At 58.8% G+C, this 14,708-nt stretch carries 15 protein-coding genes and 1 tRNA gene; 7 read left to right on the top strand and 9 right to left on the bottom strand.

Going from position 1 to position 14,708, the window contains the following annotated elements; translation table 11 throughout:
• The 5 genes from FZF01_RS13145 to FZF01_RS13125 form a co-directional block, all read right to left on the bottom strand.
• Window positions 1-447, bottom strand: coding sequence for a c-type cytochrome (locus tag FZF01_RS13145; protein WP_150278644.1), 447 nt, complete (start codon window positions 445-447; stop codon window positions 1-3).
• A 45-nt stretch (window positions 448-492) separates the two neighbouring features.
• Complete coding sequence (locus tag FZF01_RS13140; RefSeq protein ID WP_188434410.1) at window positions 493-1,359, bottom strand: CbbQ/NirQ/NorQ/GpvN family protein; 867 nt, start codon at window positions 1,357-1,359, stop codon at window positions 493-495.
• 263 nt (window positions 1,360-1,622) lie between these two features.
• A complete protein-coding gene (locus tag FZF01_RS13135; RefSeq protein ID WP_150278643.1) occupies window positions 1,623-2,021 on the bottom strand; it encodes a YbaN family protein in 399 nt (132 codons plus the stop codon).
• Complete coding sequence (locus tag FZF01_RS13130) at window positions 2,021-2,728, bottom strand: Crp/Fnr family transcriptional regulator (RefSeq protein ID WP_188434383.1); 708 nt, start codon at window positions 2,726-2,728, stop codon at window positions 2,021-2,023. Before FZF01_RS13130 ends, FZF01_RS13135 begins: the two co-directional genes overlap by 1 nt.
• Window positions 2,729-2,768: 40 nt before the next feature.
• Entirely contained in the window at window positions 2,769-3,947 is a 1,179-nt protein-coding gene (locus FZF01_RS13125) for an NnrS family protein (protein ID WP_150278641.1), read from the bottom strand.
• 136 nt (window positions 3,948-4,083) lie between these two features.
• On the opposite strand from FZF01_RS13125, the gene FZF01_RS13120 reads away from it, so the two are divergent.
• Entirely contained in the window at window positions 4,084-4,518 is a 435-nt protein-coding gene (locus FZF01_RS13120) for a hypothetical protein (RefSeq protein ID WP_150278640.1), read from the top strand.
• Here FZF01_RS13120 and ytfE read toward each other — a convergent pair.
• Window positions 4,508-5,203 (bottom strand): iron-sulfur cluster repair protein YtfE, encoded by a 696-nt coding sequence (gene ytfE / locus FZF01_RS13115; protein WP_150278639.1) that lies wholly within the window; start codon window positions 5,201-5,203, stop codon window positions 4,508-4,510. The genes FZF01_RS13120 and ytfE overlap by 11 nt on opposite strands.
• 170 nt (window positions 5,204-5,373) lie before the next feature.
• Between ytfE and norR the strand changes: the two genes are divergently transcribed.
• Together norR and hemN are read left to right on the top strand one after the other, a co-directional pair.
• Window positions 5,374-6,906, top strand: a complete 1,533-nt coding sequence (gene norR / locus FZF01_RS13110) for a nitric oxide reductase transcriptional regulator NorR (protein ID WP_150278638.1) — start codon at window positions 5,374-5,376, stop codon at window positions 6,904-6,906.
• Between the two features lie 104 nt (window positions 6,907-7,010).
• Complete coding sequence (hemN, locus tag FZF01_RS13105) at window positions 7,011-8,393, top strand: oxygen-independent coproporphyrinogen III oxidase (RefSeq protein WP_150278637.1); 1,383 nt, start codon at window positions 7,011-7,013, stop codon at window positions 8,391-8,393.
• A gap of 15 nt (window positions 8,394-8,408) precedes the next feature.
• Here the strand turns inward: hemN and FZF01_RS13100 are convergent, their stop codons facing one another.
• The 3 genes from FZF01_RS13100 to FZF01_RS13090 all read right to left on the bottom strand — a co-directional run bounded on the left by FZF01_RS13100 (window position 8,409) and on the right by FZF01_RS13090 (window position 10,318).
• Window positions 8,409-9,098, bottom strand: a complete 690-nt coding sequence (locus tag FZF01_RS13100; RefSeq protein WP_150278636.1) for a spermidine synthase — start codon at window positions 9,096-9,098, stop codon at window positions 8,409-8,411.
• Window positions 9,099-9,178: 80 nt separating this feature from the next.
• Window positions 9,179-9,252, bottom strand: a tRNA-Gly gene (locus FZF01_RS13095).
• A 67-nt stretch (window positions 9,253-9,319) separates the two neighbouring features.
• Window positions 9,320-10,318, bottom strand: a complete 999-nt coding sequence (locus FZF01_RS13090; protein ID WP_150278635.1) for an LLM class flavin-dependent oxidoreductase — start codon at window positions 10,316-10,318, stop codon at window positions 9,320-9,322.
• 126 nt (window positions 10,319-10,444) lie between these two features.
• Between FZF01_RS13090 and FZF01_RS13085 the strand changes: the two genes are divergently transcribed.
• Genes FZF01_RS13085 through FZF01_RS13070 form a run of 4 tightly spaced genes read left to right on the top strand, consistent with a single transcriptional unit; the run spans window position 10,445 to window position 14,705 of the window.
• Window positions 10,445-11,107 carry a methylamine utilization protein gene (locus FZF01_RS13085; RefSeq protein WP_223825515.1) on the top strand — a complete coding sequence of 221 codons (663 nt, stop codon included), beginning with the start codon at window positions 10,445-10,447 and terminating at the stop codon, window positions 11,105-11,107.
• Window positions 11,097-13,409, top strand: coding sequence for a putative bifunctional diguanylate cyclase/phosphodiesterase (locus FZF01_RS13080; RefSeq protein WP_150278634.1), 2,313 nt, complete (start codon window positions 11,097-11,099; stop codon window positions 13,407-13,409). The genes FZF01_RS13085 and FZF01_RS13080 overlap by 11 nt, the downstream gene beginning before the upstream one ends.
• A gap of 32 nt (window positions 13,410-13,441) precedes the next feature.
• Window positions 13,442-14,263 carry a DUF3034 family protein gene (locus FZF01_RS13075; protein ID WP_223825520.1) on the top strand — a complete coding sequence of 274 codons (822 nt, stop codon included), beginning with the start codon at window positions 13,442-13,444 and terminating at the stop codon, window positions 14,261-14,263.
• Window positions 14,264-14,270: 7 nt separating this feature from the next.
• Complete coding sequence (locus FZF01_RS13070) at window positions 14,271-14,705, top strand: group I truncated hemoglobin (RefSeq protein ID WP_150278632.1); 435 nt, start codon at window positions 14,271-14,273, stop codon at window positions 14,703-14,705.
• The last annotated feature ends 3 nt before the right edge of the window (window positions 14,706-14,708 follow it).

Here is a 14,708-nt window from a genome sequence, read left to right as displayed (position 1 = left end):
TCAGCCTTCGTTGTTTGGTGGCCAGTCGTTGGTGTCGATCCGCGATGTCCAGATCAGGAACTGGGACAGCGCGCGGGTTTCTTCGGCTGTCAGGTTGAATTGCGGCATCTTGCGCCGGCCCTCTACCGGAATCGGTTGGGCGGCCATCCAGGCGCTGAAATACGCATGAAACGCCTCTTCGTTATCGCCGCCGCGGCGCGGGAATACATTACCCAGCTCGGGAGCAAAGTAAGCGCCTTCGCCCAGCAGCGAATGGCAGCCAACACAGTTGTTTTTCTCCCAGAGCTCCTTGCCATGGGCGACCTCCGCAGTCAGTTGATCCCGGTTCTCGCGCTCGGGAATTGCGACTACCGTATCGAAGGTGAGACCAATAAATAGCAGCATGAAGAACATGCCACCGCCGTAGTAGATATTGCGGGCCATGCCCTTGGTGAATCTTTCCGACATGATTGAATCCTCATTGATTAGGCAGTAACGGCTTTACCGTCAGCGTCAGATGCTGGAGCGGCGCAACGCCGGATTGTTGTGATTGTTGTTCTTGTTCGATGTCTCGGCGAAGTGCGCGCGGACGACATCGAGAATGGCCGCCTGGGTGGTCGGGTCGTCGCTGAGCGGCTCGGCCAGGCAGGCGGTACAGGCAGTAATCGGGTCCATCCCACTGAGCATCATGCGTGCGGTATGGATCAGTAGCCGGGTGGACGGGGCTTCTTCCAGATCATGGGAGCCCATGTGCCGCAGTGAGCCGCACAGCTGGACCAGCCGGCCTGCCGTATCAGCGTCGATGCCGCTTTCGCTGATCAGAATGTCGGCTTCGGCGTCGGCATCCGGATAATCGAAGCTCATCGCGACAAAGCGCTGGCGAGTACTCGGCTTGAGACCCTTGAGCAGATTGCGATAGCCGGGGTTATAGGACACTACCAGCATGAAATCCGGGTGTGCCTCCAGGCACTCGCCGGTGGCATCCAGTGGCAGAATGCGGCGGTCATCGGCCAGCGGGTGCAGGACCACAGTGGTGTCCTTGCGCGCCTCGATTATTTCATCCAGATAGCAGATGGCGCCCTCGCGCACGGCGCGGGTCAGTGGGCCATCCTGCCAGTAGGTGCCATTGCTGCCGATCAGATGACGGCCGACCAGATCGGCGGTTGTCAGGTCGTCATGGCAGGCGACGGTGTATAGCTTGCGACCCAGTTTGTCGGCCATGTGCTGCACGAACCGGGTTTTGCCACAGCCGGTTGGGCCCTTGATCAGAACGGGCAGCCGATGGCTGGCGGCGTGTTCGAAAACATCGATTTCGTTGCCGGTGGGGCGGTAGTAGGCGTTGCCTGCGTCCCGTCTGGGTGGCGCTGGGATGGAGGTCAGATTGTTCACGGTTGGATCTCTGTCAGTGTGCGTGCCAGATACACTGCAAGGTCGATGCCATATTGTAAGTTATTGAATATTAACGAATAAAAAACGACAGGGTGTTATTAACCAAGCTTTTGGATGGTTTTTAGTACCGGCAATGGTAAAAATAACCTCAAGCTGTTCCTTTTACCTCATGAAAATGCGGAGCGGGCAAAAGCGTGGTCGCTCTTGGTCGGGAGGCAATTGAGAGCAACCTGTCTGAAAAAAGGCAAGGCGGGTTATGGTGGGGGCGTCACTGACTGCGTACCGGAGGTGTCGCCTGTATCGGGTCGCGACCAGAGCCAGAATGCAACGCTCAGCAAAATGGCATTGCCACCCGCGCTCAAGAGTAGCGGCACAGGTACGAGCCAGAGCATGATTGCGCTGGCCAGCATCATCACGCTGGCCAGCCATTTGGCCCGGCGTGGTACCGCGCGGCGCTCGCGCCAGTTGCGGATCATGCTGCCATAGCGTGGATGCTCGAGCATTCTGGCCTCAAGTGCAGGCCAGCCCCGGGAGCCTGCCCAGGCTGCAACCAGCAGAAAGGGTGTCGTGGGCAGGCCGGGCAGGACCACCCCCAGCGCGCCAAGGCCTAGAAAGACAGAAGCCAGGCCGCGCCAGAGCAGCAGCCGGATCATCAGCTGACGCCCTGGGGTTCCAGCGTAAAGGTATTGAGCAGTTTCTCTACGCTGGGAATACGGATATGCCTGGCATGGCTTTCTATCAAGCCGCGATCGCGCAGGGTCGCCATTGCCCGGGAGAGGGTTTCGGGCTTGATCGACAGGCGGGCCGCGATCAGGCCCTTGGGCAGCATAAGATCGAGCTCTGCATGGTCTTTCTTCCGATCTTTCACCTGACCCACCAGGTAGAGTGCAAAGCGTTGGGTAGCATTCTGCAGGGTCAGGTTTTCCAGTTCATCCAGCCGCTGGTGCAGGCGTATGCTCAGATGCCCGAGCAAATGCAGGCAGGTTTGCGGATTGTCCTGCAGAAAATTCAGCATCAACTTGTTGGGCAGTGCGGCAATACGCACCGGCTCCAGAGCTTCAGCGCATACCGGGTAGACCTGCTTCTGCATAAACATGACCGCTTCAGCAAAGGTGTTACCGGCCTGGATAATCTCGACGACTTTTTCCTTGCCGTCGGCGGAAATCCTGAACAGTTTTACCTTGCCCTCAAGAACAAAGAAAAACCGCTCGGCCCTGTCGTCCTGCCTCAGTATCAGCGCATGTACCGGATACTCCCGGCACATAGTGTCGCTTAACAGATCAGCCTGTGCCTGCTCGGGAAGCAGGGCCAGTATGGGATGTTGCAAAAGCTGTTTGCGATCTTGTGGTGTCAGCGTCATGGAGATTGCCTGTGTTGATGCGTGCCTGTGACGGAGGGTCTTAGCCGGGTCGTCCATCGGGACGCGGGCGATACAGAATGGCCGCGTAAAACCAGACGAAAAGAGCAAAAGCAGCAGCCCAGCTGAGTGCTGCCAGCCAGAACCCCAGTTGCGGCCAGGTGGGTGCAATCCAGACACGTGCAGGTACCGCCAGGTTGATCAGGGCAAAGGCCATCGACATCGCCGGCACCGTTTCCAGGGGGCGTCCAGTGTGGCCCAGACTAACGCGGGCAATCATCGCCAGGATCATGCCGCTCAAGCAACCAATGGCGAGCAGGTGAACGGCCTGGCTGAAATCCACCAGCCAACCAGCATTCCACAGGGCCATGGCGTAAAGTGCGATCACCAGCCAGGCATAGGCCAGGTGCAGCGACCAGAGCAGGGGCACAGACCAGATCCGGGGGTTGTGCCAGAGTATCAGGCGGACCAGATGTCCGGCTCCCAGCAGAGCGAACAGGAATCCGACGGGCACGGAAGGGCGCAGTGCTATCCCGCTCACCATCAGCAGTGCGATCAGAATACTGCCGCCGAGTAGCGAGTAATCGAGCCAGGGTAATGCGGGCATTGGCTTGTCCAGGTCCAGTCCCCGTTGGGTGAAGAAAGGGATCACCCTGCCGCCAATCATGCCAACCAGTGCTGCTACCAGCCAGAGCGCACCGAGGTTGCCCTGACGTTGTACTGTCACATCCAGCGAGGCGATGCCGATCAGGCTGACCAGGTTGCACAAGGCCAGCAGAGCCAGCACCAGCACTATGGGGTAGTTGCGTTTCTGACGGGCGATCCATATGGAGCGGGCCATAGCAAGGGTGACCGCGGGTAGAAACAGCATATCCAGGGTCATAACCAGCCAGAACGGCAGCGCTGTCAGCCAGGCCAGGCGGGCCAGTAGCCAGACTGCAGCCAGAACGATCAGCGGTTTGCCGCTCAGACCGGGCACGCCTGTCCAGTTCTGCACCGCAGTGAGCAGAAAGCCGGCGGTGATTGCGGCAATGAAGCCGAAGAGCATTTCATGCATGTGCCAGGCGAACCAACCACCGGTGGGTTGCCAGTCGCCGGTCATCCCAAGCCACGCAGCCACCCACAGTGGGATCGCCAGCGCGGCCAATACGCTCCCAGCCAGAAAGAACGGGCGAAAGCCGAGATCGAACAGCGCCGATCGGGGTGGTTGATGCTGTTTCATGTGCTACTCCATTATTGGACGTATGCTCACCCCCGGCATGCCTGGCCACAATATGCCAATAGGGGTACTCCGCCTGCCGCAGGGGATAACAGTCAGTTACTCGTTACAATGGCCTGCAAACCGGAGGAAAAGATTCATGCTTTATCTGTCACTCAAGACGCTGCATCTATTGATGGCCATTGCCTTTATCGGCACGCTGTTTTTTCAGGTTTTCATCCTGGCCCCTGTCAGTCGTCAGCTTCCGGAAGACATGCGTAGCCGGATGTCCTCCCTGTTGGGACAGCAGGCGCGACGAGTGATTCACTGGGTCGCCTTGCTGTTGTATGGCGCGGGTATCGCGCTGGCCTGGCCGCACCGGCAGGCGCTTGCCGATCCGTTGGCTAGTACCTTCACTCTCCTTTTTTCCATCAAGCTGCTTTTGGCGGCCCTGATCATCGGGCATTACGTTGCTCTGATCATGCTGCGCATCAAAGGCCGGATTACCGAGCGTGGCATGCGCCTGCTGAACATCAGTCTGCTGGTGCATGCAGTCGCATTGGTGTTCTGTGCCAAGGCGATGTTCATCCTTTAGAGCAGCAGGCGTAGCCAGTTGCCCTGGGTGAGCTGGCAAACAGAATGTTGTTCTCCAGGTGAATATGCTGCATCAGGTCCTGTCTGAACTCCTCGAGTCCGCGATACAGTGCCTGCCAGGTATTGCAGGCCCCCACCGGCGGGGTGATGTCATCGGTCAGTCTGATGATTTCATCCAGTGCTTCACCGTGCTGTTCATGCTCGTAGCGCATCACGCTGATAGGGCCGCCTGCTATCGCCTGCTGCCCCTGGAGTAACAGCGGGAACAGGATCTGTTCTTCCTTGAGCATGTGGCTCTCCATTTCCTGAGCCATGCAGGAGAGATGGTCCGCCAAGCCGTTCGGACAGTCAGGACGATCGCCATGGACCTGTTCCACGCGCCGAGCCAGTCTCATCAACTCCGGTAACTGCTCGCGATGGCGCATGTGGAAGCGTGCCAGAATGTGTTCTACCAACTCTGCAGAGGATGCCTGCTGCCAGTCACGCGCGTCCGAGACTCCCGGCTTCAGGGCCTCGAGCTGGACGATAACGTCTGTAGCGCTGATGCCTTTTTTTGCTGCGGCATCGGCGAGCGTGCGGTGACCCTGGCAACAGAAGTCCAGGCGATTGGCATGGAAGACGGCGGTTGCGCCCGGGATGGTGCGGGCTAGATCGCCCAAGGCGGTGTTCAGATAATCGGCAGACATGGCATGTGCACTCCGGTAGAGGTGTCAGGTTGTGTGTATAAGACCTGTTTCTTCTACAGCAAGGCTTGTGCCAGAAACTAATTCCATAAAAAACATATACTTGAAACTGAATAGGTTTTTTATACCCTGATCAGGTAAGGTATTTAAAACCCCGAAAGGTGATTGATACCATGATCGAACCCTTGCTGCTGCCGGACCTTGTTGCGGAATTGCCGGCCGCCGTTCGCCTGCAACGCCTGGTGCAGGTGCTGCGCGAACATTTCCAGTGTGGTGCAGTAGTACTGCTCCAGCATTCCGATGAATGCCTGCGCCCGCTCGCCGCCGTGGGTCTGGTTCAGGACGCTCTGGGTAGACGTTTTCAGACTGCCCGCCACCCGCGTCTGGCGGCCCTGCTGTCACGCCGTGAGCCGACCTGGTTCGATCCGCAAAGCCCGCTGCCGGACCCCTATGACGGGCTTCTGGATGAATCGCCGGGTGAGCCGCTGCCGGTACATGACTGCATGGGCGTGAGCTTGTATCTGGAGGGACGTCTATGGGGCGCAGTTACCTTCGACGCGCTGCAGGCCGGCACCTTCGATGAGGCCGCGCGACTGGAATTGCAAAAGATGACTCCCTTGATCGAGACCTGTGTACGCATCACCCGTCTCGAGGAAGACAATCGTGCGCTGCGTATGGCACGTGTGGTTGGGCAGGGAACGCTGTCCGAAGCCAAGGATCACAGCATTATTGGGCACAGCGGCCCGGTGACCAAATTGCTTGAAGAGTTATCAGTGGTTGCCGATACCGAGCTTCCGGTGTTGCTTAGTGGCGAAACCGGTGTCGGCAAGGAGCTGTTTGCCCGCTGGCTGCACAGTCACTCGGATCGGGCCGACAAGCCCCTGGTGTTGGTCAACTGCGCAGCGTTACCCGAATCCCTGGCCGAGAGCGAGTTGTTTGGTCATGTAAAGGGTGCGTTTTCCGGGGCCTCAACTGACCGGGGCGGCCGCTTTGATGCTGCTGATGGCGGCACTCTGCTTCTGGATGAGATCGGCGAACTGCCCTTGAACGTGCAGGCCAAGTTGTTACGAACACTGCAGAACGGCGAGATTCAGCGTCTGGGCGCCGATCAGCCATTACGGGTAAATGTACGCATTATCGCCGCAACCAACCGTAATCTGGCGGACCGGGTGGCCAGTGGCGATTTTCGTGCCGACCTCTACCATCGTCTGTCGGTCTATCCGGTACAGATTCCGCCGTTGCGCGAGCGGGGTAACGATATACTCCTGCTGGCCGGGCACTTCATCGAGCTCAATCGCGCGCGGCTGGGATTACGGGGGCTGCGCCTGTCCGTAGAGGCAGAACAGGTTCTGCTGGGTTATTTCTGGCCGGGTAACGTACGTGAACTGGAACATGTGGTCAGTCGCGCGGCGATCAAGGCACTGGGTTACAAGGGGTCGCGTCTGGCGATTTTGACCCTGGAGCCGGTGCATCTGGATATCCAGCCAGGCAACAACAATTCATCGGCCGCAGAGTTCGGTCCCGGGCAGCTTGATTCGCCAGGCCAGGTACTCCCGCTTAAGCAGTCGGTTGACGCCTGTCAGCGTGAACAGATTCGACTGGCTCTGGCGCAGACCGATGACAGCTGGGCGGCAGCTGCGCGGCTGCTCGACCTGGACGCCAGTAATCTGCACAAGCTGGCCAGAAGGTTGGGAATGAAAAGCTGATCAGTCAGTTGACCAAAATTTGACCTGCATCAAAGTGGTGGTTCCGCCCGGGGTTTAGCCTGCACGACATTACAGCTATAACGCCATGTTTGCGGAGTCATCCCATGTTCGATCCAATCTGCTGGAACGCGGACCTGATACGTCGGTACGACAACGCAGGGCCGCGATATACCTCCTATCCCACCGCAACCCAGTTCGTTGACGGTATCGAGCCATCTGATCTGGTGCGGGCGCTGCAACTCAGCAGCCAGGCACAAAGCCCCCTGTCGCTGTATGTGCACATCCCGTTCTGCGCGAACATCTGCTACTACTGCGCATGCAACAAGGTCATTACCAAGGATCGCAGTCGGGCCGAACCCTATCTACAGAGCCTTTACCGCGAGATAGAGCTGGTCAGCCAGCATGTGGATCCGGCGCAAGAGATCCAGCAGCTGCATTTCGGTGGTGGTACGCCGACCTTTCTGGCCCACGACCAGTTGCGTGGGTTGCTCGACAAACTGCGCGCGCATTTCAACCTGCGCTTGGACGATGCCGGTGATTACAGCATCGAGATCGACCCCCGGGAGGCGGACTGGGCGACCATGGGTCTGCTACGTGAAATCGGCTTTAACCGGGTCAGTTTCGGTGTTCAGGATCTGGACCCGGAGGTCCAGCGTGCGGTAAACCGCCTGCAGACGCTGGAGCAGACCCAGACAGTCATGGATGCGGCCAGAGCGCTGCAGTACCGCTCGATCAATATCGATCTGATTTACGGTTTGCCCAAGCAGACCCGATCCGGTTTTGCCAGAACGGTAGATGCCATCATTGCGATGAAACCCGATCGTTTGTCAGTCTTCAATTATGCGCATCTGCCCGAGCGCTTTCTGCCCCAGCGACGCATCGAAACAGCCGACCTGCCGAGCCCGCAGGATAAGCTGGCCATGCTGGAAGACACGATCAATCAGCTGATGAGTGCTGGGTATCGCTATATTGGTATGGACCATTTCGCGTTGCCTGATGATAGCCTCAGTAGCGCCCAGGAAAACGGCGAGCTACAGCGTAATTTCCAGGGCTATACCACCCATGGTCACTGCGATCTGATCGGGCTGGGTGTGTCTTCGATCAGCCAGGTCGGCGATCTGTTCAGCCAGAACACCAGCGACATCAAGGTCTATCAGCACACGCTCGATAGTGGCAAGCTGGCCACACGACGGGGGTTGGAGTGCCATGCCGACGATCGTCTGCGGCGGGCGGTGATCAGTCAGTTGATCTGCCACTCCGTGCTGGATTTCACAGCTATAGAGCAGCGTTTCGGCATCGTTTTCGTGGATTATTTCGCCGATTGTCTGCCGGTGCTGGAGCAGATGCGCCGCGACGGGCTGATTCAGCTTACCGACAGGAAAATCCGGATACTGCCTGCCGGCAGATTACTGGCCAGGTCTATATGCATGGTTTTTGACGCTTACCATGCCCTGGAAAATGATCAACGTTATTCGCGGATTATCTGAACGGGGTCAGGTATTTCAATGCGCGCCGCTGGAGAGCTGCGCGACCCAGATGGTGTGCCGGGTTCCCCGGTTGCCATGGGCATATACCTTGACTTCCTCGGCAACAAAACCGGCCTTGCGCAGATCGCTGGTGAAGCGTTGGTCAGCACTGGCCGACCACACCGCAAGTATGCCGCCGGGGCGCAACGCGCGACCGCAGGTGCGCAGGCCAGCCACGCTGTATAGCCAACTGTTGGCAGACTGGGTGAGACCTTCGGGGCCATTGTCGATGTCGAGCATGATCGCGTCGTAACCGCCCGGTTCATTTCGCAGCAGCTCTGCCACGTCCTGGTTGACTACCTGCGTGCGCGGATCCGACAGGGGGCTGCCAGCCTTTTCACCCAGGGGGCCACGATTCCACTCGATCACCCCGGGCAGCAGTTCGGCCACGACTACTTCGGCATTACCACCGAGGTGCTGCAGGGCGGCTGCCAATGTGAAGCCCATGCCCAACCCGCCTATCAGCACCCTGGGCCGGGCGCGGGAAGATACTTTCTGGCAGGGTATCCGGCCCAACGCATCTTCGGAGCCATGGGTGCGGGTGTTCATCAGTTGCCCGCCTTTACCACCTTCGAGCTTGATGACAAAGTCTTCCCCGTATTCGAACAGACACAGGGCGCCGCCATCGGGCAGGGGCGTGGTATCCAGCAGAATAAAGCGCTTCATGGGCAGTCCGCGGTAGTTTCAACGGCAGGCATGATACCGGCAAGCTAGGGGAAGTGCTGCAGTGCAGGAGACTTATTGGTTGGAGCGGGTGAAGGGAATCGAACCCTCGTCGTAAGCTTGGGAAGCTTCTGCTCTACCATTGAGCTACACCCGCATCGCATTCGCGTGCTGCGCATTCTAGGCGCTTGCCGATAGTTCGGCAAACAACTTCAGCAGTTATTTCACACCTTGCCGGCCACTTCCATCATCCGTTGGTAGCTGTCCTTGCGCAGGGCCTGATCATGGATCGAGCTGCTCACTATCAGCTCGTCGGCACCGGTGCGCTCAAGCAGATCGGCCAGTTGCTGACTGACGGTTTCCTTGTCTCCGATCAGTGTGCCGGCCAGGGTCGATAGCACGCTGTGCTTCTCGTGTGGTTGCCACAGCGGTTCCATATCGTCGACCGGCGGTGGCAAGGGGCCCGGGCGTCCGCGTATCAGGTTAAGAAATGCTTGCTGGTGTGAGGTAGCAAGCATGGCGGCGTGCTCTCGGCTCTCACCGACATAGGCATTGATGCCCAGCATGACGTGGGGCTGCGTCAGGCTCTCAGACGGTTGAAAGTGCTCACGGTAGGTACGCAATGCGCTGAACATGAAATCAGGGGAAAACTGGCCGGCAAAGGCAAAGGGCAGTCCCAGCTCGGCAGACAGCTGCGCGCTGAATGTGCTCGAGCCGAGCAGCCAGATGGGAACCTTGAGACCGGCCCCGGGCACAGCTTGTAATCGCTGGCCTGGTTGGGGCTCGGCAAACAGACGGCGCAATTCATCGAGCATCTGCGGGAAGTCGGAGCCGTCGCCGCGGCCATGACGTAGTGCCTGTGCGGTAGCCTGATCGGTACCCGGGGCGCGCCCCAGTCCCAGGTCGATCCGGCCGGGATAGAGAGACTCCAGGGTGCCGAACTGTTCGGCAATCTGCAGGGGTGCATGGTTGGGTAGCATGATGCCTCCCGAGCCAATACGAATGCGCGAGGTACCCGCAGCCAGATAACCCATGACAACGGAGGTCGCGGCACTCGCGATGCCGGTCATATTGTGATGTTCCGCTACCCAGTACCTGCGGTAACCCAGGCTCTCTGCATATTGGGCCAGGGCCATGGCATTGCTCAGCGCCTGCGCGGGGGTCGCACCCTGGGGGACCGGACACAGATCCAGAACAGATAGCGAAACAGCTTGGTTGGACATAGGTACTCCTGCACAGGTACAAATAATGGCTGTATGCTAACGTTTAACCGAGTCGGCGCATACTGGGAAGCCTTGACTGACATCAGAGCTTGGGGGCTGCCGAAACGCATGCCAGGGAGAGTTATCATGCACTTTACGCGTTATCCGGCCATGCTCGTGGCTGTGTTTCTGGCCAGCACTGCCGTCGCCATTCCGGCTGCCACCCTGCCGGTTCTGGATCAGCAGGGCAACGCCCTGAAGGATGCAGTGATCCTGGTTGAGGGTGTCCCACAGCGGCCGCCTCTGTCCTCTTCGATGGATCAGATCGACCTTCAGTTCCAACCCCGTGTGCTAGTTGTGCCCGCCGGAACGGATGTCGGATTCCCCAACGGCGATAATGTTCGCCACCATGTGTACTCATTCTCTCCGACAAAAGCCTTCGAGCTGCGGCTTTTCCATGGCTCCGAAGCGCCTCCGGTCACCTTCGAACAGGCTGGGCCGGTGGTATTGGGCTGCAATATTCACGATGCCATGATCGGCTATATTCTGGTCACCGATCGCCCCTGGTATGGCCTATCCAACCCGCAGGGGATACTCGACCTGGAGCATCTGCCCCCGGGCGAGTCCGTGGTGTCCTGGTGGCATCCTACCCTGGGTGACGCACCGCCCGTCACCCTAGGCAGTATTGATCTGCACGCCAGCGACAGTCTGACTCTGGCCGTTGACGGTATGGCGGAAGCGGTGGTTGAAAAGCCGCTGTCCCCATTGCAGAAGCGTTTCAACAAGGCGGCCGGCAAGTATGCGAATTGAGCGGCTGCGCACGCGCCTGATCCTCCTATTGGTGGGTTTGCTTGCTCTGGTACTTGGCGCGGTCTTTGTTGCGGTATACAGCGCCACTGACAGCTCCGCAGAACGTCAGGCGCGTCAACAGCTGCAGGTGGGCGCCAATGTATTCAGCCGTTTGCTGGAGCTGAGGGCTCAGGAGCTTGCCGGCGCGACCGAGGTGCTGGCTGCGGACTTCGGCTTTCGCGAGGCGGTTGCCTCGGGGGATCTGCCGACAATTCGCTCGGCTTTGCTGAATCAGGCACGCCGCATCGGAGCGGATGAAGCGCTGTTTTTTGACGCCGATGGTAATATTCAGGTGTCCAGCCGGATGGAGGTCAGTGGTTCGCAAGTGGAGCTCAGTGCCCTGCAACCGTTGAGCACCAACGCCCTGGTGGCCTTGATTGATGAGCAACCCTTCCTGCTGGTCGATGCGGTCGTCATGGCGCCCCTGGCTGTGGGTCAGGTAGCAATGGCCTTTCGTCTTACCCAGGAACTGGCAGAGGAAATGCGCAGCCTGACAGGTCTGGAAGTCAGCTTTATCACCGCACAAGGTGATGAGGTGCTCGATCGCGTCGGCACGCTGCCAATGGACCATGCCATCGCGAGCCTGGAGACGCCCGAGTCGTCCATTGTGGATGTGGACGGAGAAGTCTACCTGGCCACCCGTATCACACTCCTGCAACAGGACGGTTTACAGGTGAAGGCGCAGCTTCTCAGTCCCCTGGAAGACGCCCTGGCCATATTCGACCTGCTCAAGCGCGAACTACTGCTGATCACGCTGATTGCCCTGGGAGTTTCCTCACTTGCCGCCTATGTGATGGCCGGAAGCCTTTCCCGACCAGTCAGCCTGCTTGCCGAAGCGGCGCGGCGCATCGGTCAGGGTGATTACGCCAGCATGGTCACCCTCAAACGCAGTGATGAGCTAGGCCGGCTTGCCGAAAGCATCGACACCATGCGCGAGGATATCGCCGAGCGTGAACGGCAGATAGCTCACAATGCCTTTCACGACCCTCTGACTGGCCTTGGGAATCTGGCCAAAACGCGTGAGCGATTGGCTGACTCTCTCTCTGCCGGCCGCTCCGGTGCCCTGGTTGCCTTTTACCTGTCTGGTGCCGAAGACCTGATCAAGGCCCGTGGCCAGACCTTCTACTCTCACACGGTAGTCGCCTCGGCGGATCGCATCCGTGCTCGCGTACCGACCAACTCGTTGCTCGCCTACCACCCTGGACAGGGTTTTCTGTTGGTGCTCAACAATATGGAGACAGATCAGGCGGTGATCACCACCGACCGGCTGATAACCATTCTGTCCGAGAGAATGGACAACGACGGCATGAAGCTCAACCTCGAGTGGCTGGCCGGTGTGGTGGCGTGGCCGCATCATAGCGACGATCCTGACGAGCTGTTGCGACAGGTTGCCATTGCCGCCGCCGACGCGCATCCGGGACCGATGCGCATCTCCGTTTACCAGGCCAAGCGTGACCAGGACTACATGCGCCGCCTGCGCCTGATTCGCGACATCCATTTTGCAGCACAGATGCGTGAGCTTTCAGTGGTCTATCAGCCCAAACTCGACATCGCCAGCGGTGAAGTCAGGCAGGTGGAGGCGCTGATGCGCTGGCACCACTCGGAGCTGGGTTTTATTGGCCCAGATGAATTCATTCTGCTGGCCGAACAGACCGGAAGCATTCACAAGCTGACCCAGTGGATTCTTGGCGCGATTGCGACGCAGATGCGCCACTGGGCTGATCAAGGCGTCGAGCTCGGCGTCGCAATGAACATTTCCGCGCTGGATCTGGATGACGAGAACTTTGTCGATCAGGTGGCAAAGGTGCTGGAAAAGCATGGCATCGATCCGGCGATGCTGGCTTTTGAAGTGACCGAGAGCGCGCTGATGGTCAACCCGGAGCGCAGTCTGCGCAGCCTGCACCAACTGCGTGAGATGGGTATCAGTCTTGCGGTGGACGATTACGGTACCGGTTATTCTTCACTGGCGATGCTCAAGAGCCTGCCGGTGCAGGATCTGAAGATCGACAAGTCCTTTGTACTGAACCTGGCAGAGGGCAGTGAGGATGCAGTCATTGTCCGCTCCACAATCGAGTTGGCCCACAATATGGGCCTCAAGGTCATAGCTGAAGGTGTAGAGAACGCAATCAGTCTGGAGTGGTTGAGGGCGTTGGGCTGCGATACCGCCCAGGGTTACTACATCAGTCGGCCAATTGCGGCACTGGACCTGGAGGCCTGGTTAGAGAAAAATAGACACACGTACAAACAGACGGAGCATTCATGAAAAAGGCAGTGGTTGCAGCTCTGTTGAGCTGCATGCCTGTTTTCGCCGTTGCTGAGCCCGGAGATCGCCTGCTGGCGACGGGCGGAGCGAGCATGATAGAAGGCGCAGCTGGCGGCGGCATTGTACCCTGGGCGGTGATGTCCGGTTACGGTACCCGTGAGCAGTGGGGCGGCGCTGCGTTCGCGACCCGGGTGGATACCGGCGATTATCGCCTGGATACCGCGGGAGCAAGCTTCAGTTATGCCAATCGCGTCGAGCTGTCATTCGCGCGGCAACGACTCGATATCGACACGCTGGCCAAGGCTGCCGGGTTGCCCGAACGCAGTCTCAATCAGGATGTTTTCGGCGCCAAGTACCGCCTGTTCGGCGATCTGGTCTACGATCAGCTGCCTCAGGTTGCGCTGGGTCTGCAGTATAAGCGCCAGACCAATTTCTTTATTCCGGACGCGGTGGGCGCCCGACGTGATTCTGATACCGAAGCCTATCTGGCCGCCAGCCGTCTGTTCCTGGGTGGCGCCTTTGGCTACAACCTGCTGGTCAACGGTACGCTGCGCTACAGTCGCGCCAACGAGACCGGATTGCTGGGCTTTGGTGGTGATCGTCGAAGCGGTCGCAGCCTGCTCAAGGAGGGGAGCGTCGGTATATTGCTCAATCCGCAATGGGTCGTGGGTCTCGAGTATCGGGAGAAGCCCGATAATCTCTCCTTTGCCGGAGAAAGCGACTGGCAGGATCTGTTCGTCGGTTATTTTCCTTCCAAAAGGGTCTCGATTGTCGCTGCCTGGGCCGATCTGGGTGAAATCGCCACTCTCGATGATCAGACCGGCTTGTACCTTTCACTGCAGCTGAGCTACTGAGGTCTCCATGCGTCACCTGATTGTACTTGTCGCCGCGCTGACCCTGGGCGGCTGCGCCGCCCATTCCGCCGCTCCGCCACCTGCCGAGGATGAGTTGTACCAGGCTCTGGGTGGGCAATCGGGTATCGAGCGGATTGTCGAGGGGTTGCTGATCAATATTGCCGATGATGAACGCATCGTCAGTCATTTTGTAGACGCTGATATTGACCGCCTTTTTGAAAAGCTGGTCGAGCAGATATGTATGGAAAGTGGCGGGCCCTGCGAATATACCGGTGACAGCATGGAAGATAGCCATGCCGGTATGGATATTACCGAGGGAGACTTCAACGCTCTGGTGGAAAATCTGATTGTCGCGATGACCGCGGAAGGGGTGCCGGTAACCTCGCAGAACCGGCTTCTGCACAGGCTTGCGCCCATGCGTGGCTCGATTATCTACCGTTAAGAC

The organism is Halopseudomonas salina (assembly GCF_008641105.1).
The sequence above is the reverse complement of the archived record's forward strand: the minus strand, read 5'-3'. Positions and strand labels throughout refer to the sequence as shown.

Excerpts from the sequence above, each read along its gene's own strand:
- FZF01_RS13075 (WP_223825520.1), top strand. The coding sequence starts at position 13,442 with ATGCCTGTTTTCGCCGTTGCTGAGCCCGGAGATCGCCTGCTGGCGACG.
- norR (WP_150278638.1), top strand. The coding sequence starts at position 5,374 with ATGATCGAACCCTTGCTGCTGCCGGACCTTGTTGCGGAATTGCCGGCC.
- hemN (WP_150278637.1), top strand. The coding sequence starts at position 7,011 with ATGTTCGATCCAATCTGCTGGAACGCGGACCTGATACGTCGGTACGAC.
- FZF01_RS13090 (WP_150278635.1), bottom strand. The coding sequence starts at position 10,318 with ATGTCCAACCAAGCTGTTTCGCTATCTGTTCTGGATCTGTGTCCGGTC.
- FZF01_RS13085 (WP_223825515.1), top strand. The coding sequence starts at position 10,445 with ATGCACTTTACGCGTTATCCGGCCATGCTCGTGGCTGTGTTTCTGGCC.
- FZF01_RS13070 (WP_150278632.1), top strand. The coding sequence starts at position 14,271 with ATGCGTCACCTGATTGTACTTGTCGCCGCGCTGACCCTGGGCGGCTGC.
- FZF01_RS13100 (WP_150278636.1), bottom strand. The coding sequence starts at position 9,098 with ATGAAGCGCTTTATTCTGCTGGATACCACGCCCCTGCCCGATGGCGGC.
- FZF01_RS13125 (WP_150278641.1), bottom strand. The coding sequence starts at position 3,947 with ATGAAACAGCATCAACCACCCCGATCGGCGCTGTTCGATCTCGGCTTT.
- ytfE (WP_150278639.1), bottom strand. The coding sequence starts at position 5,203 with ATGTCTGCCGATTATCTGAACACCGCCTTGGGCGATCTAGCCCGCACC.
- FZF01_RS13130 (WP_188434383.1), bottom strand. The coding sequence starts at position 2,728 with ATGACGCTGACACCACAAGATCGCAAACAGCTTTTGCAACATCCCATA.
- FZF01_RS13120 (WP_150278640.1), top strand. The coding sequence starts at position 4,084 with ATGCTTTATCTGTCACTCAAGACGCTGCATCTATTGATGGCCATTGCC.
- FZF01_RS13080 (WP_150278634.1), top strand. The coding sequence starts at position 11,097 with ATGCGAATTGAGCGGCTGCGCACGCGCCTGATCCTCCTATTGGTGGGT.
- FZF01_RS13135 (WP_150278643.1), bottom strand. The coding sequence starts at position 2,021 with ATGATCCGGCTGCTGCTCTGGCGCGGCCTGGCTTCTGTCTTTCTAGGC.
- FZF01_RS13145 (WP_150278644.1), bottom strand. The coding sequence starts at position 447 with ATGTCGGAAAGATTCACCAAGGGCATGGCCCGCAATATCTACTACGGC.